The sequence below is a fragment of the Devosia sp. genome (assembly GCF_028290435.1).
Taxonomy (GTDB): Bacteria; Pseudomonadota; Alphaproteobacteria; order Rhizobiales; family Devosiaceae; genus Devosia.
The window spans coordinates 72,607-86,476 of record NZ_JAQGJV010000015.1; the positions used below are offsets into that span (position 1 = coordinate 72,607).

At 56.1% G+C, this 13,870-nt stretch carries 10 protein-coding genes and 1 tRNA gene; 4 read left to right on the forward strand and 7 right to left on the reverse strand.

Going from position 1 to position 13,870, the window contains the following annotated elements; genetic code table 11:
* Positions 1-495 precede the first annotated feature (495 nt).
* From JWP26_RS04355 to JWP26_RS04365, 3 genes are all read right to left on the reverse strand, one after another.
* Complete coding sequence (locus JWP26_RS04355; RefSeq protein ID WP_299724007.1) at positions 496-879, reverse strand: hypothetical protein; 384 nt, start codon at positions 877-879, stop codon at positions 496-498.
* A gap of 24 nt (positions 880-903) precedes the next feature.
* Positions 904-2,196, reverse strand: a complete 1,293-nt coding sequence (murA, locus tag JWP26_RS04360) for a UDP-N-acetylglucosamine 1-carboxyvinyltransferase (protein WP_299724010.1) — start codon at positions 2,194-2,196, stop codon at positions 904-906.
* A gap of 146 nt (positions 2,197-2,342) precedes the next feature.
* Positions 2,343-2,516 (reverse strand): hypothetical protein, encoded by a 174-nt coding sequence (locus tag JWP26_RS04365; protein ID WP_299724013.1) that lies wholly within the window; start codon positions 2,514-2,516, stop codon positions 2,343-2,345.
* 127 nt (positions 2,517-2,643) lie between these two features.
* Between JWP26_RS04365 and JWP26_RS04370 the strand changes: the two genes are divergently transcribed.
* From JWP26_RS04370 to JWP26_RS04385, 4 genes are all read left to right on the forward strand, one after another.
* A tRNA-Thr gene (locus tag JWP26_RS04370) sits at positions 2,644-2,718 on the forward strand.
* A gap of 187 nt (positions 2,719-2,905) precedes the next feature.
* Positions 2,906-4,174, forward strand: a complete 1,269-nt coding sequence (locus JWP26_RS04375) for a site-specific integrase (RefSeq protein ID WP_299724016.1) — start codon at positions 2,906-2,908, stop codon at positions 4,172-4,174.
* Positions 4,175-4,317: 143 nt separating this feature from the next.
* On the forward strand, positions 4,318-6,420 hold the full coding sequence (locus JWP26_RS04380; RefSeq protein WP_299724019.1) for a RecQ family ATP-dependent DNA helicase: 2,103 nt from the start codon (positions 4,318-4,320) through the stop codon (positions 6,418-6,420).
* A complete protein-coding gene (locus tag JWP26_RS04385) occupies positions 6,417-7,616 on the forward strand; it encodes a DNA-processing protein DprA (protein WP_299724022.1) in 1,200 nt (399 codons plus the stop codon). Before JWP26_RS04380 ends, JWP26_RS04385 begins: the two co-directional genes overlap by 4 nt.
* Before the next feature lie 26 nt (positions 7,617-7,642).
* Here JWP26_RS04385 and JWP26_RS04390 read toward each other — a convergent pair whose 3' ends face one another.
* The 4 genes from JWP26_RS04390 to JWP26_RS04405 form a co-directional block, all read right to left on the reverse strand.
* Positions 7,643-8,212, reverse strand: coding sequence for a site-specific integrase (locus tag JWP26_RS04390; RefSeq protein ID WP_299724025.1), 570 nt, complete (start codon positions 8,210-8,212; stop codon positions 7,643-7,645).
* A 226-nt stretch (positions 8,213-8,438) separates the two neighbouring features.
* Positions 8,439-9,788, reverse strand: coding sequence for a hypothetical protein (locus JWP26_RS04395; protein WP_299724028.1), 1,350 nt, complete (start codon positions 9,786-9,788; stop codon positions 8,439-8,441).
* Positions 9,789-9,918: 130 nt separating this feature from the next.
* Complete coding sequence (locus tag JWP26_RS04400) at positions 9,919-11,601, reverse strand: ATP-dependent helicase (protein WP_299724031.1); 1,683 nt, start codon at positions 11,599-11,601, stop codon at positions 9,919-9,921.
* Positions 11,598-13,538: an AAA family ATPase gene (locus JWP26_RS04405; RefSeq protein ID WP_299724034.1), complete on the reverse strand. Its 1,941-nt coding sequence runs from the start codon at positions 13,536-13,538 to the stop codon at positions 11,598-11,600. The genes JWP26_RS04400 and JWP26_RS04405 overlap by 4 nt, the downstream gene beginning before the upstream one ends.
* Positions 13,539-13,870 lie beyond the last annotated feature (332 nt).

Sequence of the window (13,870 nt, forward strand, 5' to 3'; positions counted from 1 at the left end):
GCATGCGGCGGGACGTGCCTCATGGGTTTGGTAGTAAGCGAGACAACGCCTCGCCGCATGCGATGGGGTTTCTGGCCGCCCGAACGTGGCCTCCACTATTTCAGGAGACGAACGTCGCGCTGGCCCAGGGATTGCGCGACCGCATTCCCCTCCCACCAAACTCCCCACGGCCGTTCGTCGCGAACCCGCAGCCATTGTGGAGATATCGGGAGCAGGATAGCGCGAGGTGGAGGGGATGGGGATTAGTTGGACAAGAGGACCGCAAAAGCATCCACACCCCCACCGTGTCACCCCGGCGCAGGCCGGGGCCCATCTTGAGATCGCAATCACGCCGCTAGATCGCGCGGCCGTCACGGCGACATTGCGGCTGGGGTGACCGCTCGGGATGGATATCGGCCTGCGCCGGTATGACACCGAGTGGGTGGGGTGGCATCGTGCCATAGGCAAGGCGGTGCGGTGGGAGCCGATAGTCTAGGGCTGGAAGCCGAGGGAAGACTACGGTGCCGGATTGAACAGCGTTCCGGCCTGTGCGCCCATCAGCAGGTAAAACGCCACGCCGGGCAGAAAAACGATGGCAACAATCCAGGTGGGCACCACGCCGCGTGGATGCACCCGAGCGAACCAGTGCGCGATCGGCAGCGCAATACGACCCATGATGATGCCGGCTACAATCGCCAACGCCAGATAGACCAGGACGGACCAAGGCAGGCCCAGCCGCGCGGCGGCGCTGCCGTCACCGATGAGCGTGACGAGCAGCCAGATGGCCGGCGCGACGACGGTCAGCACCAGCGCCGCCAGCAACAGGGGCCGGGGCACCTGCCAAATGAGCAGGATCGGGATCAGGTAAAACCCGAAGACGATCAATGGCAAAACCAACATCGATGCCCCTGCCCGGTCGCAGCGTTATCCCGCGACGCGCTCGATCTCGGCGCCGCAGCGGCTCAGCTTGTCTTCCAGCCGCTCAAAGCCGCGATCCAGATGATAGATGCGGTTGACGACGGTTTCGCCATGCGCAGCGAGACCGGCAATGACCAGCGACACCGAGGCGCGCAAATCGGTCGCCATGACCTGGGCGCCCTTGAGTGTCGGCTTGCCGGTGACGGTGGCGACCTGGCCTTCGACGCGGATATCGGCGCCGAAGCGGGCGAGTTCGGCCACGTGCATGTAGCGGTTCTCGAAGATGGTTTCGCGAATGCTGGACACGCCCGACGACATGGTCATCAGCGCCATGAACTGCGCCTGCAGATCGGTGGGGAAACCGGGGAACGGATCGGTTTCGACATCGACCGGCTGAATGCCATTGCCATTGCGACGCACGCGCAGGCCATTGGCCTCCTGGGTCAGTTCCACCCCGGTGCGAGCCAGAATATCAAGCGCCGTCTGCAGATGCTCGGCGCGGGCGCCGCGCAGCAGCACATCGCCACCCGTCATCGCGGCGGCCATGGCAAAGGTGCCGGTTTCGATGCGGTCGGGGATCACATCGACAGTGGCGCCATGCAGGCGCTCGACACCCTCGATGGTGAGAATGCGGGTGCCGATGCCGGAAATCTTGGCGCCCATGGCGACGAGGCATTCGGCGACATTGGTGATTTCGGGTTCCATAGCGACGTTCTCAAGAACCGTCACGCCGCGGGCCAGCGTGGCCGCCATCAGCAGCGTGTGCGTGGCGCCGACGGAGACTTTTGGGAACACGATATGGGCGCCGATCAGGCCACCCTTGGGCGCCTTGGCGACAACATAGCCCTCGTCGATCTCGATCTGGGCGCCTAATTCCTTGAGGCCATAGAGGAACAGATCGACGGGGCGCGTGCCGATGGCGCAGCCGCCGGGCAGCGAGACGCGCGCTTCATGGGCGCGGGCCAGCAGCGGCCCAATAACCCAGAAGCTGGCGCGCATCACTGAGACCAGCTCGTAGGGCGCGGTGGTATCGACGATATCGGCGGCATGGAAAGTCATGCGCTGGCCGGCGCCATCGTCCTCGCCGCGGCGGCGGCCGTGCACCGCAATATCGACGCCGTGGTTTTCCAGAATCCGCTCGAGCTGCTTGACATCGGCGAGGCGCGGCACGTTTTGCAGGACCAGCGGCTCATCGGTGAGCAATGAGGCGATCATCAGCGGCAGTGCTGCATTCTTGGCGCCGGAGATGGGGATTTCGCCCCGAAGCTCATTGCCGCCAACCAAACGAATGCGATCCATTATCGGTATCCTGAAATGACGGGCGTTCTGCCCAAATCTTGACTGGCGCGCCAGGCGCCGGTGAAAGCCGGTCTTGGTATCCGAGTCATGCCCGAAGGGCAATCGAAGCGGGGGAGGCGATCCCGGACAGTTCGCCCGAAAATAGTTTACGATGTCTTGCCAGTATCGTGGTCTTGACCAATCTGTGGGTTCGGCGCGGTAGGCGCCTGCGCATCTGCATCCGCGCGGGCCCGCGCCTGGCCTTTGCGACGCTTGAGGTTTTCGCGAAGCTTTGCGGCTAATCTTAGCTCGCGCAGCTTGGCCTCATCGGATTTGGACATGGGCATTGCATCCAGATTGTCTCGGTCGGGGGTTTAAGCGCTTTTTGGCCTTGCGTCGAGATAAGGCCTATGGCAGTAGAGCCCACGTCGCCGCGCCCGATCCAACCGATCCTCCAGCGCGCCAGATGCTGCCGTAGCTCAGTGGTAGAGCACCCCCTTGGTAAGGGGGAGGCCGACAGTTCAATCCTGTCCGGCAGCACCAGAAATTCTAACAAAATCAATGACTTACGAAATCATTTGGTTCGCTGACGAAGCCGCCATATGCTAGCACAGTGCTAACACAGCTGTTTTGGCGTCAACGTTTTCAATGACTTAGCGAAGCGGGATTTGCCCGGTTAGCACAAAGCTAGCGCAGCAGCACACCACAGTAATTTCTGAGTGGTGACGATTTGAGCGACGATCCGAGGAAGCGTTATGAGGTGTTCCTGCGCAAAGGCAGCGCCAACTTCTGGATGCGCTTCTCATTGCCTGGTCAGGGGCAGATTCGGATTGGGCTAAAGACGCCTGACAAAACTGCTGCTGAAGCGAAAGCCGGTGGCGAATATCAGAAAGCCGTTTGGCAGGCTGAGCACAATATCCTGCCGGGCAAAATGTCCTTCGATAAACTGGTGAAGGCCTTTCTCGCATCGATCGAGCCAAGCGAGGGAACCACACCAAAGCAGCGGGACACCTACAAGGCCCACAAGGGCGTCATCGATCGGTATCTGGCACCATTCTTCGGCAACCGAACGGTTGTCTCGTTGAACGAGCCCAAGCTGTATGAGTATCTGGATTGGCGCCGCACCTATTGGACAACCGGTCCAGGCAAGGCGCTAAAGGCAATCACCTACGAGCGCGATGGCCGAACATTTTCACGGCCAGCGGTTCACGTAGAGCCCACGACAAACACCATGCGCAGGGAAATCGTCACCCTACGCGCGGTTTTCAAATACGCCGCTCGTCATGGCCATATCTCACGTGATGCCATCCCCCAGTTGGCAATGGGTAAGGAGACCAAAAACAAGCGTCCATCGTTCTCTAGCAAGGAGATCAACACCCTGCTTTTGCTTGCCGAGCAGCGCGTGCAGGAAATGGCTCAGCTGCCCAAAATTCAATATGAGCGACTCGTTCTGTTCTGCTTCATCGACATTGCCGTGAATACAGGGATGCGCCCGACTGAGCTGCACAACCTGAACTGGGCCAACATTGTGGGTTTCGCCGACGAACGCATGAAGTCCATCGAGCAACGCCGCATTCGCATCGAGGCCTATGGCAAAGGCTTTGCGCCCAAACAGCTAGTGCCGAATGTCGAGGCCTTCGGTAGCTTCATCAACCTTTGGGATGCGTACCAGCGTTTGCACGGGAAAGAGCCAACGCCTCAGACGCCTGTATTCTGCAACTTGGACGGGCAGCGCATGCAGAGCACAAAGAACAGCCTAAACGCGCTGCTGAGCACAGCAGGGTTGAAAGAGGATGCTTTTGGCCGCAAACGCACGGCGTACAGTTTCCGCCACACCTATGCGTCGAACCAAATCCGTAAGGGCACGGACATCTATACGCTGGCCATCAACATGCGGACGTCGGTGCGCATGATCGAGATGTACTACTCAGACGTAGTGCCCGACGAAATGGCAAAGCAGCTAGAGGGCGGCTACGAATACGCCAACTCGGATCAATGACGTGGCAACGTCCTCACACATCAGCTAAATTCGAAATGGGCGTCATCAGCCAGTGTGGCGAACCAACTTTGGCTAATCACGGCCAATCTAATGATGTCCGTGAACCAAGTAGCGGCAACGGGCGAAAATCGGAGTAAATCCCTATGGTCACTCGGAATGACGCTCGCAGACTATTGAGACAGGCTATCGAGAATCAGAACGCGGATTTCGTTGAAGGGCAGTGGGAAGCCATTGATGCAATTGCAAATGAACGCCAACGGGTTCTGCTCGTCCAACGCACGGGTTGGGGCAAAAGCATGGTTTATTTCCTTTCCACCCGAATTCTACGCGATGAGGGGGCTGGCACAACTCTGATCATTTCTCCTTTGCTATCGCTAATGCGCAATCAGATTGAGACCGCCCGAAAATACGGCCTATCCGCAGAAACGATCAATAGTACAAACCCAGACGATTGGGCCGAGATCATGTCTCGAGTCAGGGATAACGAAATTGATGTACTCATGGTCTCTCCAGAAAGACTAGAAAATCCACAATTTATGGATGAATGCCTGCTCCCGATCTCAGAAAACATAGAATTCATTGTTGTTGATGAGGCTCATTGCATCTCGGATTGGGGCCATGATTTTAGGCCGAGCTATCAGCGCATTAATCGATTGCTCCGCGACCTACCGCCCAATGTCGCGGTACTTGCAACAACCGCAACGGCAAATGATCGTGTGGTACAGGACGTACTAGTTCAGCTTGGTGCAAGCACCAGTTTGCAACGCGGTCCGCTCACCCGCGAAACAATTTCACTGCAAACCGTGGATTTGCCTGACCGAGCATCACGTCTGGCGTGGTTGTCGTCAGCGCTGCCACAGATTGCGGGTAGCGGCATCATTTATACCTCTACAGTGCGAGACGCGAAGTCAGTTGCTGCCTGGCTTCAAGAGCAGGGAATCGTTGCAGAAGCATACTATGGAGCTCTGGAGGCAGACGACGATTTTGATGGCAGGGAATCTCTTGAGCAACGTTTGCTGCACAATGAAATCAAAGTCCTAGTATCTACGAATGCTCTTGGTATGGGTTTCGATAAACCTGACCTCGCTTTTGTCATTCATTTCCAGGCACCACAATCAATAGTGCACTATTATCAGCAGGTGGGTCGCGCGGGCCGGGGTATAGATAACGCCTTCGGCGTATTGATGGCAGGTGAGGAGGATGACGAAATCAACCGTCATTTCATTGGCTCTGCATTTCCTCCAGCCAGAGACGTCGAGAACGTACTGCAAGCACTGGATGATGCGGACAATGGCCTAAATAATGGCGAATTTTCTCAACACGTGAACCTTCGGCAAGGGCAGCTTCTCAAGGTACTCAAGCTCTTAGCGGTTGTCGACAATCCTCCGGTCGCCAAACAGGGAAGTCGTTGGTACAGAACAGCACATCCGTATGTTGATGACCGAGCGCGTATTCAAAGGCTGTCTGCTCAAAGGCAGTTAGAATGGAGGCGCGTTCAAGAATATCAAAATGCAGATGGCTGTTTGATGGAATTTCTCAGCAGTGAGCTCGATGACCCGCATGCAGGAGCATGCGGACGTTGCCAAGCCTGCCTAGGTGAGGCGCCTATTAGCATCAGGCTTACACGGTCTGCGACCAATGCTGCCGCAAGGTTCATCAAGCTCAGCGAGGTAGCGATTGAGCCACGAAAGCAATGGAAGTCGGGCGCCTTCGATGCCAATGGCTGGCGCGGCAATATCCGGCAGGAACTGCGCAACGAAGAGGGCCGGGCCTTGGCAATCTGGCGCGATGCCGGCTGGTCGCCGCTGGTTGAAGAGGGAAAAGAAGCTGCGCACTTTTCAGATGAACTTGTGGGGGCTTGCGTCGAAATGATCAATCGCTGGCAACCAGCCCCCCGTCCGCAATGGATAACATGTATTCCATCCCTCCGATCGCGTGAACTTGTACCTGACTTTGCGAGACGACTAGCCGACGCGCTCGGGATTCCTTTTAGACCTGCCGTTTCAAAGATTCAGGAAACACGGCGACAACGGAAGATGATGAACAGTTGGCAACAGGCACACAACCTGGATGGCGCCTTTGCAGTCGACCCAGACGAGGTTGAAGACGGAGCAGTTTTGCTCATTGATGACATTGTTGACTCGCGATGGTCGATGACTGTTGTCGGAGCGCTTTTGCGGTCAGCAGGCAGCGGAGAAGTCTTTCCCCTTGCACTAGCATTGGCATCTGCGAGTGATGCAGAATGACGACCTCAATGCTTTCACCTGATGCTCAAGCTACGCTCCTACTTGTGGGGCGATTTGGAAAGGGACAGGCCAAACCTCTTACACGCACAGAATTTAATCGTGTTGCTCAAGCTCTACATCGGAAGGGACTTCGGCCTTCGGATCTTTTCCAAAATATACCAGACGACCTCTCGATAGATACCGAACGGATTAAGGAGCTAATATCTCGCGGCACAGCACTTGCACTTGCAATCGACTCGTGGAGACAAGTCGGCATACAAGTCGTCAGTCGAGCAGATCCAAGTTATCCGGCGCGTTTTAAATCGCTTTTAAAAGGAGGATCCAATCCCATACTCTACTACGCCGGGCAGCTTGCCCTGCTTGAAAGATCTACTATCAGCGTAGTGGGATCCCGCGACGCGACTAATGCCGGCCTTGAGTTCGCCCGGGGGATTGGGGAGCGTGCCGCTGCTGAAGGCGTCGTTACAGTGTCTGGAGACGCAAGAGGAATAGATAGAGCTGCGATGGACGGAGCGTCAGAACGAGGTGGCGATGTAATCGGTATACTAGCAGACTCGCTTTCAAAAGCTGTTTTGACGAAGCGCAACAGACAGGCGATCTCCAGTGGAAAGCTGTTACTCTTATCCCATGTTGAGCCAGACGCACGCTTTACGGTTGCTCAAGCCATGGAGCGTAATCGCTACATTTACACCGCAGGAGATGCGACCATCGTCGCGGATAGCGATATAAAGGGCGGAACTTGGAACGGAGCGATTGAGAACCTAAAATATCGCTGGGCCCCAGCTTTTGTCCGTACTGGCAACGACGCGCGAGATGGCAACGTTGCGCTGCTACGGGAGGGTCTAAATGAAATTAGCGACACTTGGCTGTCCAAGGGAAACACAGTTCAGTCGCTTCTCCAAACCAGCGTAAACACCAAAAATCCACTACCCTTATTCTCTGAAAATGAGCGGTCAACCGGAGCCCAAGAAGTAAGAAACAATACTCAAGGCGCCTTCACAAATCTCTTCATGGAGCTAATTTTACCCTTGCTTGAAACGCCGATGACTACATCGGCCGTGGCCGATGCTTTAGGTTTGCAGGTTAATCAGGCCGAGCTTTGGCTTGATCACGCTGCAACGACTGGTCTAGTCTACTGCACTAAAGACGCTCGCTGGCAACGTGTATTTCAGGGCGCCACTTTCGACACCAAATAAGTCAAGGGCAACGTCACGAGCGTTGGCTATAGTACCTCGACAGCTCGGGCCATCATCTCATCATTCACGTCGATGTATCGCTGGGTGGTGGCTAGGCTGCGATGTCCAGCCAGAGTCATGATAACCTTGGGCGAGACACCGGAATGAGCCAATCGGGTAATGAACCAGCGTCTGCCGCTATGGGAAGTGGCACCGTCAATGCCGGCCTCCGCGTAAAGTCTACCAAAAAGCTGGCACAAGCTATTAGCTGAGAATGCCCCACGCTTCTGCGAAGGGATCAGCGGGTCCGCATTGCGGACTTCCTTGCGCAAGCCGTCGCGATATGCGGCCAACTCTTTGGCAAGCCGCTTACTGAGATGGACAGGCCTGGCTTCGTTGGATTTGGTGTTCTCTGCCTTGAGGTAAAACTGCTGCTTTAACTCACCATTGGCCCCCAACACATCGGACCAACGAAGTGTGGCAATCTCTCCCACGCGTAATCCCGCATAATGAGACAGGAGCACTGCAATTCGATTGCGCGCCGCGTGCTTCCCCTGCCCGACGATGGTAAGCACGCGCTTCAGTTCCGCGTCGTTCAGCACCTTTGCCTGCTTCACAAACCTAACCTTTCCCACTGTGCGCCGTGGGAAAATTATGTTGCCATTTGACTGCTAGAGCGACTGAAGAGTGAGCCACAGCGGGATCAACGACTTACGCGGGAATGTAAGGAACTCCTGAATTCCTTATGTCTGCTGAGCGCCCCCCCCAGTCGGTCATTCCCGATGCCGGATGGAACACCCGCCAGCGCGACGCGGCCCCGGTAGCTGTCACGCGTTCGCGCTATTAGCGCATCGCTGGCAGGCTGGCGGCGCTTGCTTCGATTTTCTCTCGAACCTCGGGGATGAGCCAGTTCCTAAGGGCGAGTCTTACAACCGTCTCTAACTCGTACTTGGATGAGGCCTGCACCTGAGCAGCGCTCCCACCACCCATGCCCCCAAATTCGTTCAGCAATAGTCCCGACCCATGGGCGATCTGGGACCTCAGCTTATAGAACTGGTGCTTCTCTTCTTCGTGGCCGGGTACTGCTTCATCGAGAAGAAGGCGGAACCCGCGAACTACCCCATCGACATTTCCGCAGTGAGAACAAGCGTGGTCCACAGCCTTGGGGGCAAGGGCCTCGAGCGCGGTTACAAGTGCAACCAATCCTGCTGACTCAGAAATCTGCTCTAACCCCGGATACCGGCCATACCAGTGAGCCGCGACATCAAAAGCGTCTCGATCGACTTCACTCATTGCGTGGTAGTTGTCGAGCATCTCATCGACATCGTCAGGCAGGGTAAACCCTTGAAAACTGTCGACCTGCCCGTGATAATATGCCTCGCTATGGACCTGTCGTACCGTGGGAAAATCTTTGATTTCAATGAACCCGGAACCCGATGGTAGCGGGTGCGTGTATCCCTTCTGGGCGTAGTAGGATCCACCTGACGGGGTCATCACCCAATCTTTCTCTCCTGACTGTAGGACCGGAAATATGTGGGCATTAGCAAGAGCATTAAGCAGGGAGATGAGCTTGGACGTTGCAGCGGCTCGTCTTCGGCCATCGATCGCGATATGTTCCGTCCCCAAATAGTTGAATTCAATAATGAATGGCCACTTGGCATTAAGCTCTCTCGGCTTCGGCGCCTCAGGGCTTACAGGGATTATCTGAAATTCGTCCCGGTATCTGTAGAATCCTCTTATTGGTACGTCCGAAAATGCATGTTGTCGGATGTGGAAGAGTTGCGACGTAGCTATTAGGACCTCGAGGCCTGCCTCGATGGCTGCGATGTCATTCTCCCGTAGACCAGGTCCAGTTTCCGCATCACGAAGTCTCCGCTTTTTGTCGAAATGGAGGGTTAGCGCGATCTCGCCGAACCGATGGCTGCCGTGGGAGAACACCACGCAATCGTCATGAAAAGTCAAATGCCCGAAGTGCCAGGCGACGATCTCCTCGATGTCTACAAGGTCAAGCTTGAAAGCGGTCAGGCGCCGAAATGCATCTGATGGCATGAGAGATTTCCTGAGGTGCCAAAGGGCAGATATTCTCAGTTTCATCACAGGCAAGCCGACCGTCAAACCCTCAAAAGCACTCCTCCTCGGATGTCTCCAGCGTATTGCGTCGAGGTCACGCCCCCACTGCAGCTGTTCGATCAACCTTCACGCTTTCTAAAAGCGGACATCTGCACGCGCCGAAACGGACGACAAGATTGGGATGGTTTACGGATCGTCCGCTTCTGTCAAAAACAGCCACGGCCGACGCCGCTCCTTGCGCAGGTGCCTGACGCTACGGCGTTCCCGATTGATATGGTATCGCATACCCTAGAAATTCGAGGTGTGGATGTCGGGCAGTGTCCCACGTCCTGTTTGCAGGAAACCCTTCTGGCCGCTCCCTATTTGCGGTAAACGACAAGAGGAGCTGTTCTTTTGCTCGCGAAATCGCAACGAAGTAGGCAGCGCGCTGATCGGCAGGATTGCCCCAGAAGGTCTCTTTCTCGACACCCATCACAATGACCGTGTCGAACTCCAGCCCTTTGCACTTATGGATCGACATAACGCGAACCGCTTTGTCACCGGAGAACGCGGATAACGCGACACCAACATCTTTCTCATGTGCGAGTGCCTCATGCAGTCGATCGATAGTTTGCCTGACCAGATCGTTGAGGCGGCTGCCATGTACATAGTCAGCTGACAAGGCGACTATCGCGTCGGGACCCATTACCTTGAACAACTCATCGATGATCGCTTGCAAGCCAGCACGATTGCCATGTTCGATCGCGCCGGTTGCGATGGTATTTCGTGTCTCGGTAACGAACCTATTCCAACGCGACCATGCCCTGTACTCATGCTCCTCATCCGCCGCTTGACTGTAGACCATCAGATCAATCAGACGTCGATGGGCGTCTGGACTGGCAGACGTACCAGCAATTAAGAGCAAATCGACAATCACTTTAACGATTGGTTCGGAGACAAAATCCTGAGCACTGTCCTCTTCGCGAAACGGGATAGCATGCCTCTGCAACGCCACTCGTAGTCTTTGGCAGAAAAACGGTTGGTCGCGACTCACGAGGACCGCAATGTCCGATGGCGCAATTCCATCATCCACAATTCGGCGTTTCACCGTGGCAGCGATTGCCTCCGCCTCCTCGACAGCATCAGAAGTTCTGATGAACCGAATCACACCCTCGTCGCCTGCGAGTTCGGCATCGTCCAACGCTGCTACGAGGTCCATATTTCGCACCATGGCGTTCTGCATACGCCGGAGACGGGGCTTTGATCGGAAGTTTTGATACAGACTTAGCGGGGTGGCACCGAAATCTGCAGCGAATGTCTTGAAGATTCCTTCGAGGGCCCCGGCCCACCCCATGATCTTCTGCTTGGTATCGCCGACCGCCGTCAGTTTTGACGGCGCGTCTAGAAAGCAGGCCTTAATCAGTTGATACTGTTCCTTGGTGCAATCCTGAAACTCGTCGAGGAACACGTGCCGATACGTCTGGCGGATTGCGTTCCTTGCAATGGCATTGGTCTGCACGATCGTGGTTGCCAACGGCACCATGTCCTTGAACGTGATAGACTGTCGTTGGACCCGTACCGGGCCTACGCTGTAGTCAGCCTCAAGCTGATCGGCGCCCGTCAGTGCTGTCCGAAAGTGGTCGATGATACGTTTCGCGAAGGCGTGAAACGTATAGCTATCAAACCTGCTCGCCAGGTCATAGCCGCAACGAAGTCGGACTCGGGCTTTCAGGTTTTGACTGGCATCGACCTTGAAGGAAATTGCCAGAATCCGCTTTGGATATAGGCAGGTTCCTGTCCTCAGCAGGAAGTCTGCGCGCTGGGCAAGAACTTCTGTCTTGCCGGCTCCAGGTCCCGCGGTGACTGCGAGGTTGTCGTCGATCATCGTGGCCGCGATAAGGGCGTTCGGTTCCAGAACGAGCCCATCGGCCGGCTTCCATCGATCGACGGATATCATTCCGGGATTGCCTCAAGGGCCGTCATCGCATGGCCGACAAGGCGTTTGAGCGATGGAGGCATTCTCGTAACGAGGATTTCGTCATCGAGCTCCGCCATGGCTCGAATATGCCAGACCGGCTTGCTGCCGATCTTGAACCGTCTGTGATAAGCCTCGAAGTACGACTGCTGGATGGCGTCGTACTGCCCCTGATCCCCGTGCTGTTTTCCTAAAACGGATTTCAGGACTGCGTCGGTCGGTGCAACGAGTTCAGACGCTTCTACTTGGTACGCTTTTGGGAATGCCATCATCATGGCAAAGTCGAGATCGAGGGGTGATGAGAAGAAAACGCCTTGGCCCTCGAGCCAATTCAACCAGCCGCGCGTGTCCTGCAAAAAGGGTGGGTGCCCATTCCAATGGGGAATTTGCCCGATATTTTCCGCGTCGAGGCCCGTGGCTTTTTTATCATCGTACGCGAGCAACTGAGTGCACGCATATCGCACTCTGCCCCACCCTCCACCGTGGCGCGCGAGGTCGAGGTCGAGCAGTGTCACGAAGGGTATATCGAGCCCGTTGAGTAGTCGCCAGAAATGGTTCACGTGCCGGCCACCGAGCGGCACAACTGAAATCGACGCATCATCCACCTTGGTGCCGGCAGAGCTTATAAGCCTCGGCAGAACAACCTCTTCGCTATCCCCTTCCCCAAGGACAACATAGCGAGAGAAATAGAGCTCTGGAAAAGCCTGAACAGCCTCTTGCACGAATTTGTGGGCGTCAGCATCCTTTTCCTTGTCAGGGAGAATGATTGACCGCACTGCGGTTGTCCGATCCGCTGCCAAGCGCAGATAGCGAACGCTTTTGGGGTCGATGCGGCGCATGATCGAAGCGGAATGAGTGGCGAGGAGCGCCTGCGCGTCCTGTCCTGCAGAAAACACCTTTAGGGCAGCCACCACGCGCCCGAGATAGTGGGACGAAAGACTGTTTTCGGGCTCTTCCACGGCGATGAACGTGAACGTAGCTGGGCGAAGTTTGTCGATGTCGAATTCCGCTTTGAGCTCTCCAGCCAGAACTCGCTGATTGAGGTTGTGGATACCCAAGACGATCGAGAGGTAGAGGATCGACTGCTGACCATCGCTGAGGCGCGAAAAATCTACGCTCTGGGCCTCATGACCAGGAGCAAACACGACGCTCATGTGGCGGAGCAGCGCTTCAATCTCGTTGCGTCCGAAAAATACCGACGGACTGGTCAAATAGCTGCCCGTGTGGAGGCTCCCCCAAGACGAAGACAGTTCCTTCGTGACGTTGGTCATTGCGGCATTGACGGCGAGCGCCGAGCTGATTTTCTCGGTTAGGTCGTCAACGACTGCGCGTTCTTTCGCCCAGTTCGCTGCCCTGAGGACTCGCCCTAAGAGGGCGCCAGTGGAATAGGAGATGTGATCTGCCGGGTCACGGCGAGCGGGCAGATAGTGTACCTGAATGCTGTTTCGCTCGTGCTTTGCCACGCGTGCCTGTGTGACAGGGTTTTCCGAAGCATCGACCGCCTGGATGTTGGTGAAGCTCTCCTCGATTTCACCATCTTGGTCGAGCGTCGCAGTTAGGCGAAAACGGACCTGCGCGGGTCCTGGCGCAGCCTGAAGCTGCATATGGGCGAATGCCCCAGGAACAGCGGCCTTTGGCTTTCCATCATCGACAAGTAGCTCAGGAAACTCGAAATCAGCCTCAATCCAGAGCACTCTCTCTGGAGGAGCCTCTTTCTCATTGTAAGGAACATGAAAGTCCGCTTTTCGGATTTTTCGCTGCGATGGGTCGAGGCTGAACATCCTGGCGAGCGCTTGCAGAGTAGCGGTCTTGCCAGAGCCATTCGGCCCCAGCAGGAAGGTCATGTTTGCCAGATCGATCGTAGTGGCGATCGCACCAAAAGACCGAAAGTTGCTCAGTCGCAAACGAACTAATTTCATCCTGCCCCCTGTCGCATGATGTGCGATCGAATCTTTGCATCTGATCAAACTCCAAATCGATTTTGTTCTTCAAGGGGCAAATAGGCCTCGGACCGCATTCCGAGCACAAGCCGGGCTGACGCATCCAGTTCGATGACTGCGCGGGGCTGTGGGGCGCGTTGACTGGACTTGATGGCTGACCGGCTCTTGCGGGATGGATTGCAGACAGGCAGCTTCAGGGATGCAAGATTCCACATCGGACCTTGGCTGGTCGCAATCTGGTTGCACTTGGAGCGCGGAACTAGAATTTCGAACATCCAATGCGGGCACAGTCGATCGGTAAAGCGCAGCGT

Excerpts from the sequence above, each read along its gene's own strand:
- JWP26_RS04400 (WP_299724031.1), bottom strand. The coding sequence starts at position 11,601 with ATGATATCCGTCGATCGATGGAAGCCGGCCGATGGGCTCGTTCTGGAA.
- JWP26_RS04365 (WP_299724013.1), bottom strand. The coding sequence starts at position 2,516 with ATGTCCAAATCCGATGAGGCCAAGCTGCGCGAGCTAAGATTAGCCGCA.
- murA (WP_299724010.1), bottom strand. The coding sequence starts at position 2,196 with ATGGATCGCATTCGTTTGGTTGGCGGCAATGAGCTTCGGGGCGAAATC.
- JWP26_RS04405 (WP_299724034.1), bottom strand. The coding sequence starts at position 13,538 with ATGAAATTAGTTCGTTTGCGACTGAGCAACTTTCGGTCTTTTGGTGCG.
- JWP26_RS04380 (WP_299724019.1), top strand. The coding sequence starts at position 4,318 with ATGGTCACTCGGAATGACGCTCGCAGACTATTGAGACAGGCTATCGAG.
- JWP26_RS04385 (WP_299724022.1), top strand. The coding sequence starts at position 6,417 with ATGACGACCTCAATGCTTTCACCTGATGCTCAAGCTACGCTCCTACTT.
- JWP26_RS04355 (WP_299724007.1), bottom strand. The coding sequence starts at position 879 with ATGTTGGTTTTGCCATTGATCGTCTTCGGGTTTTACCTGATCCCGATC.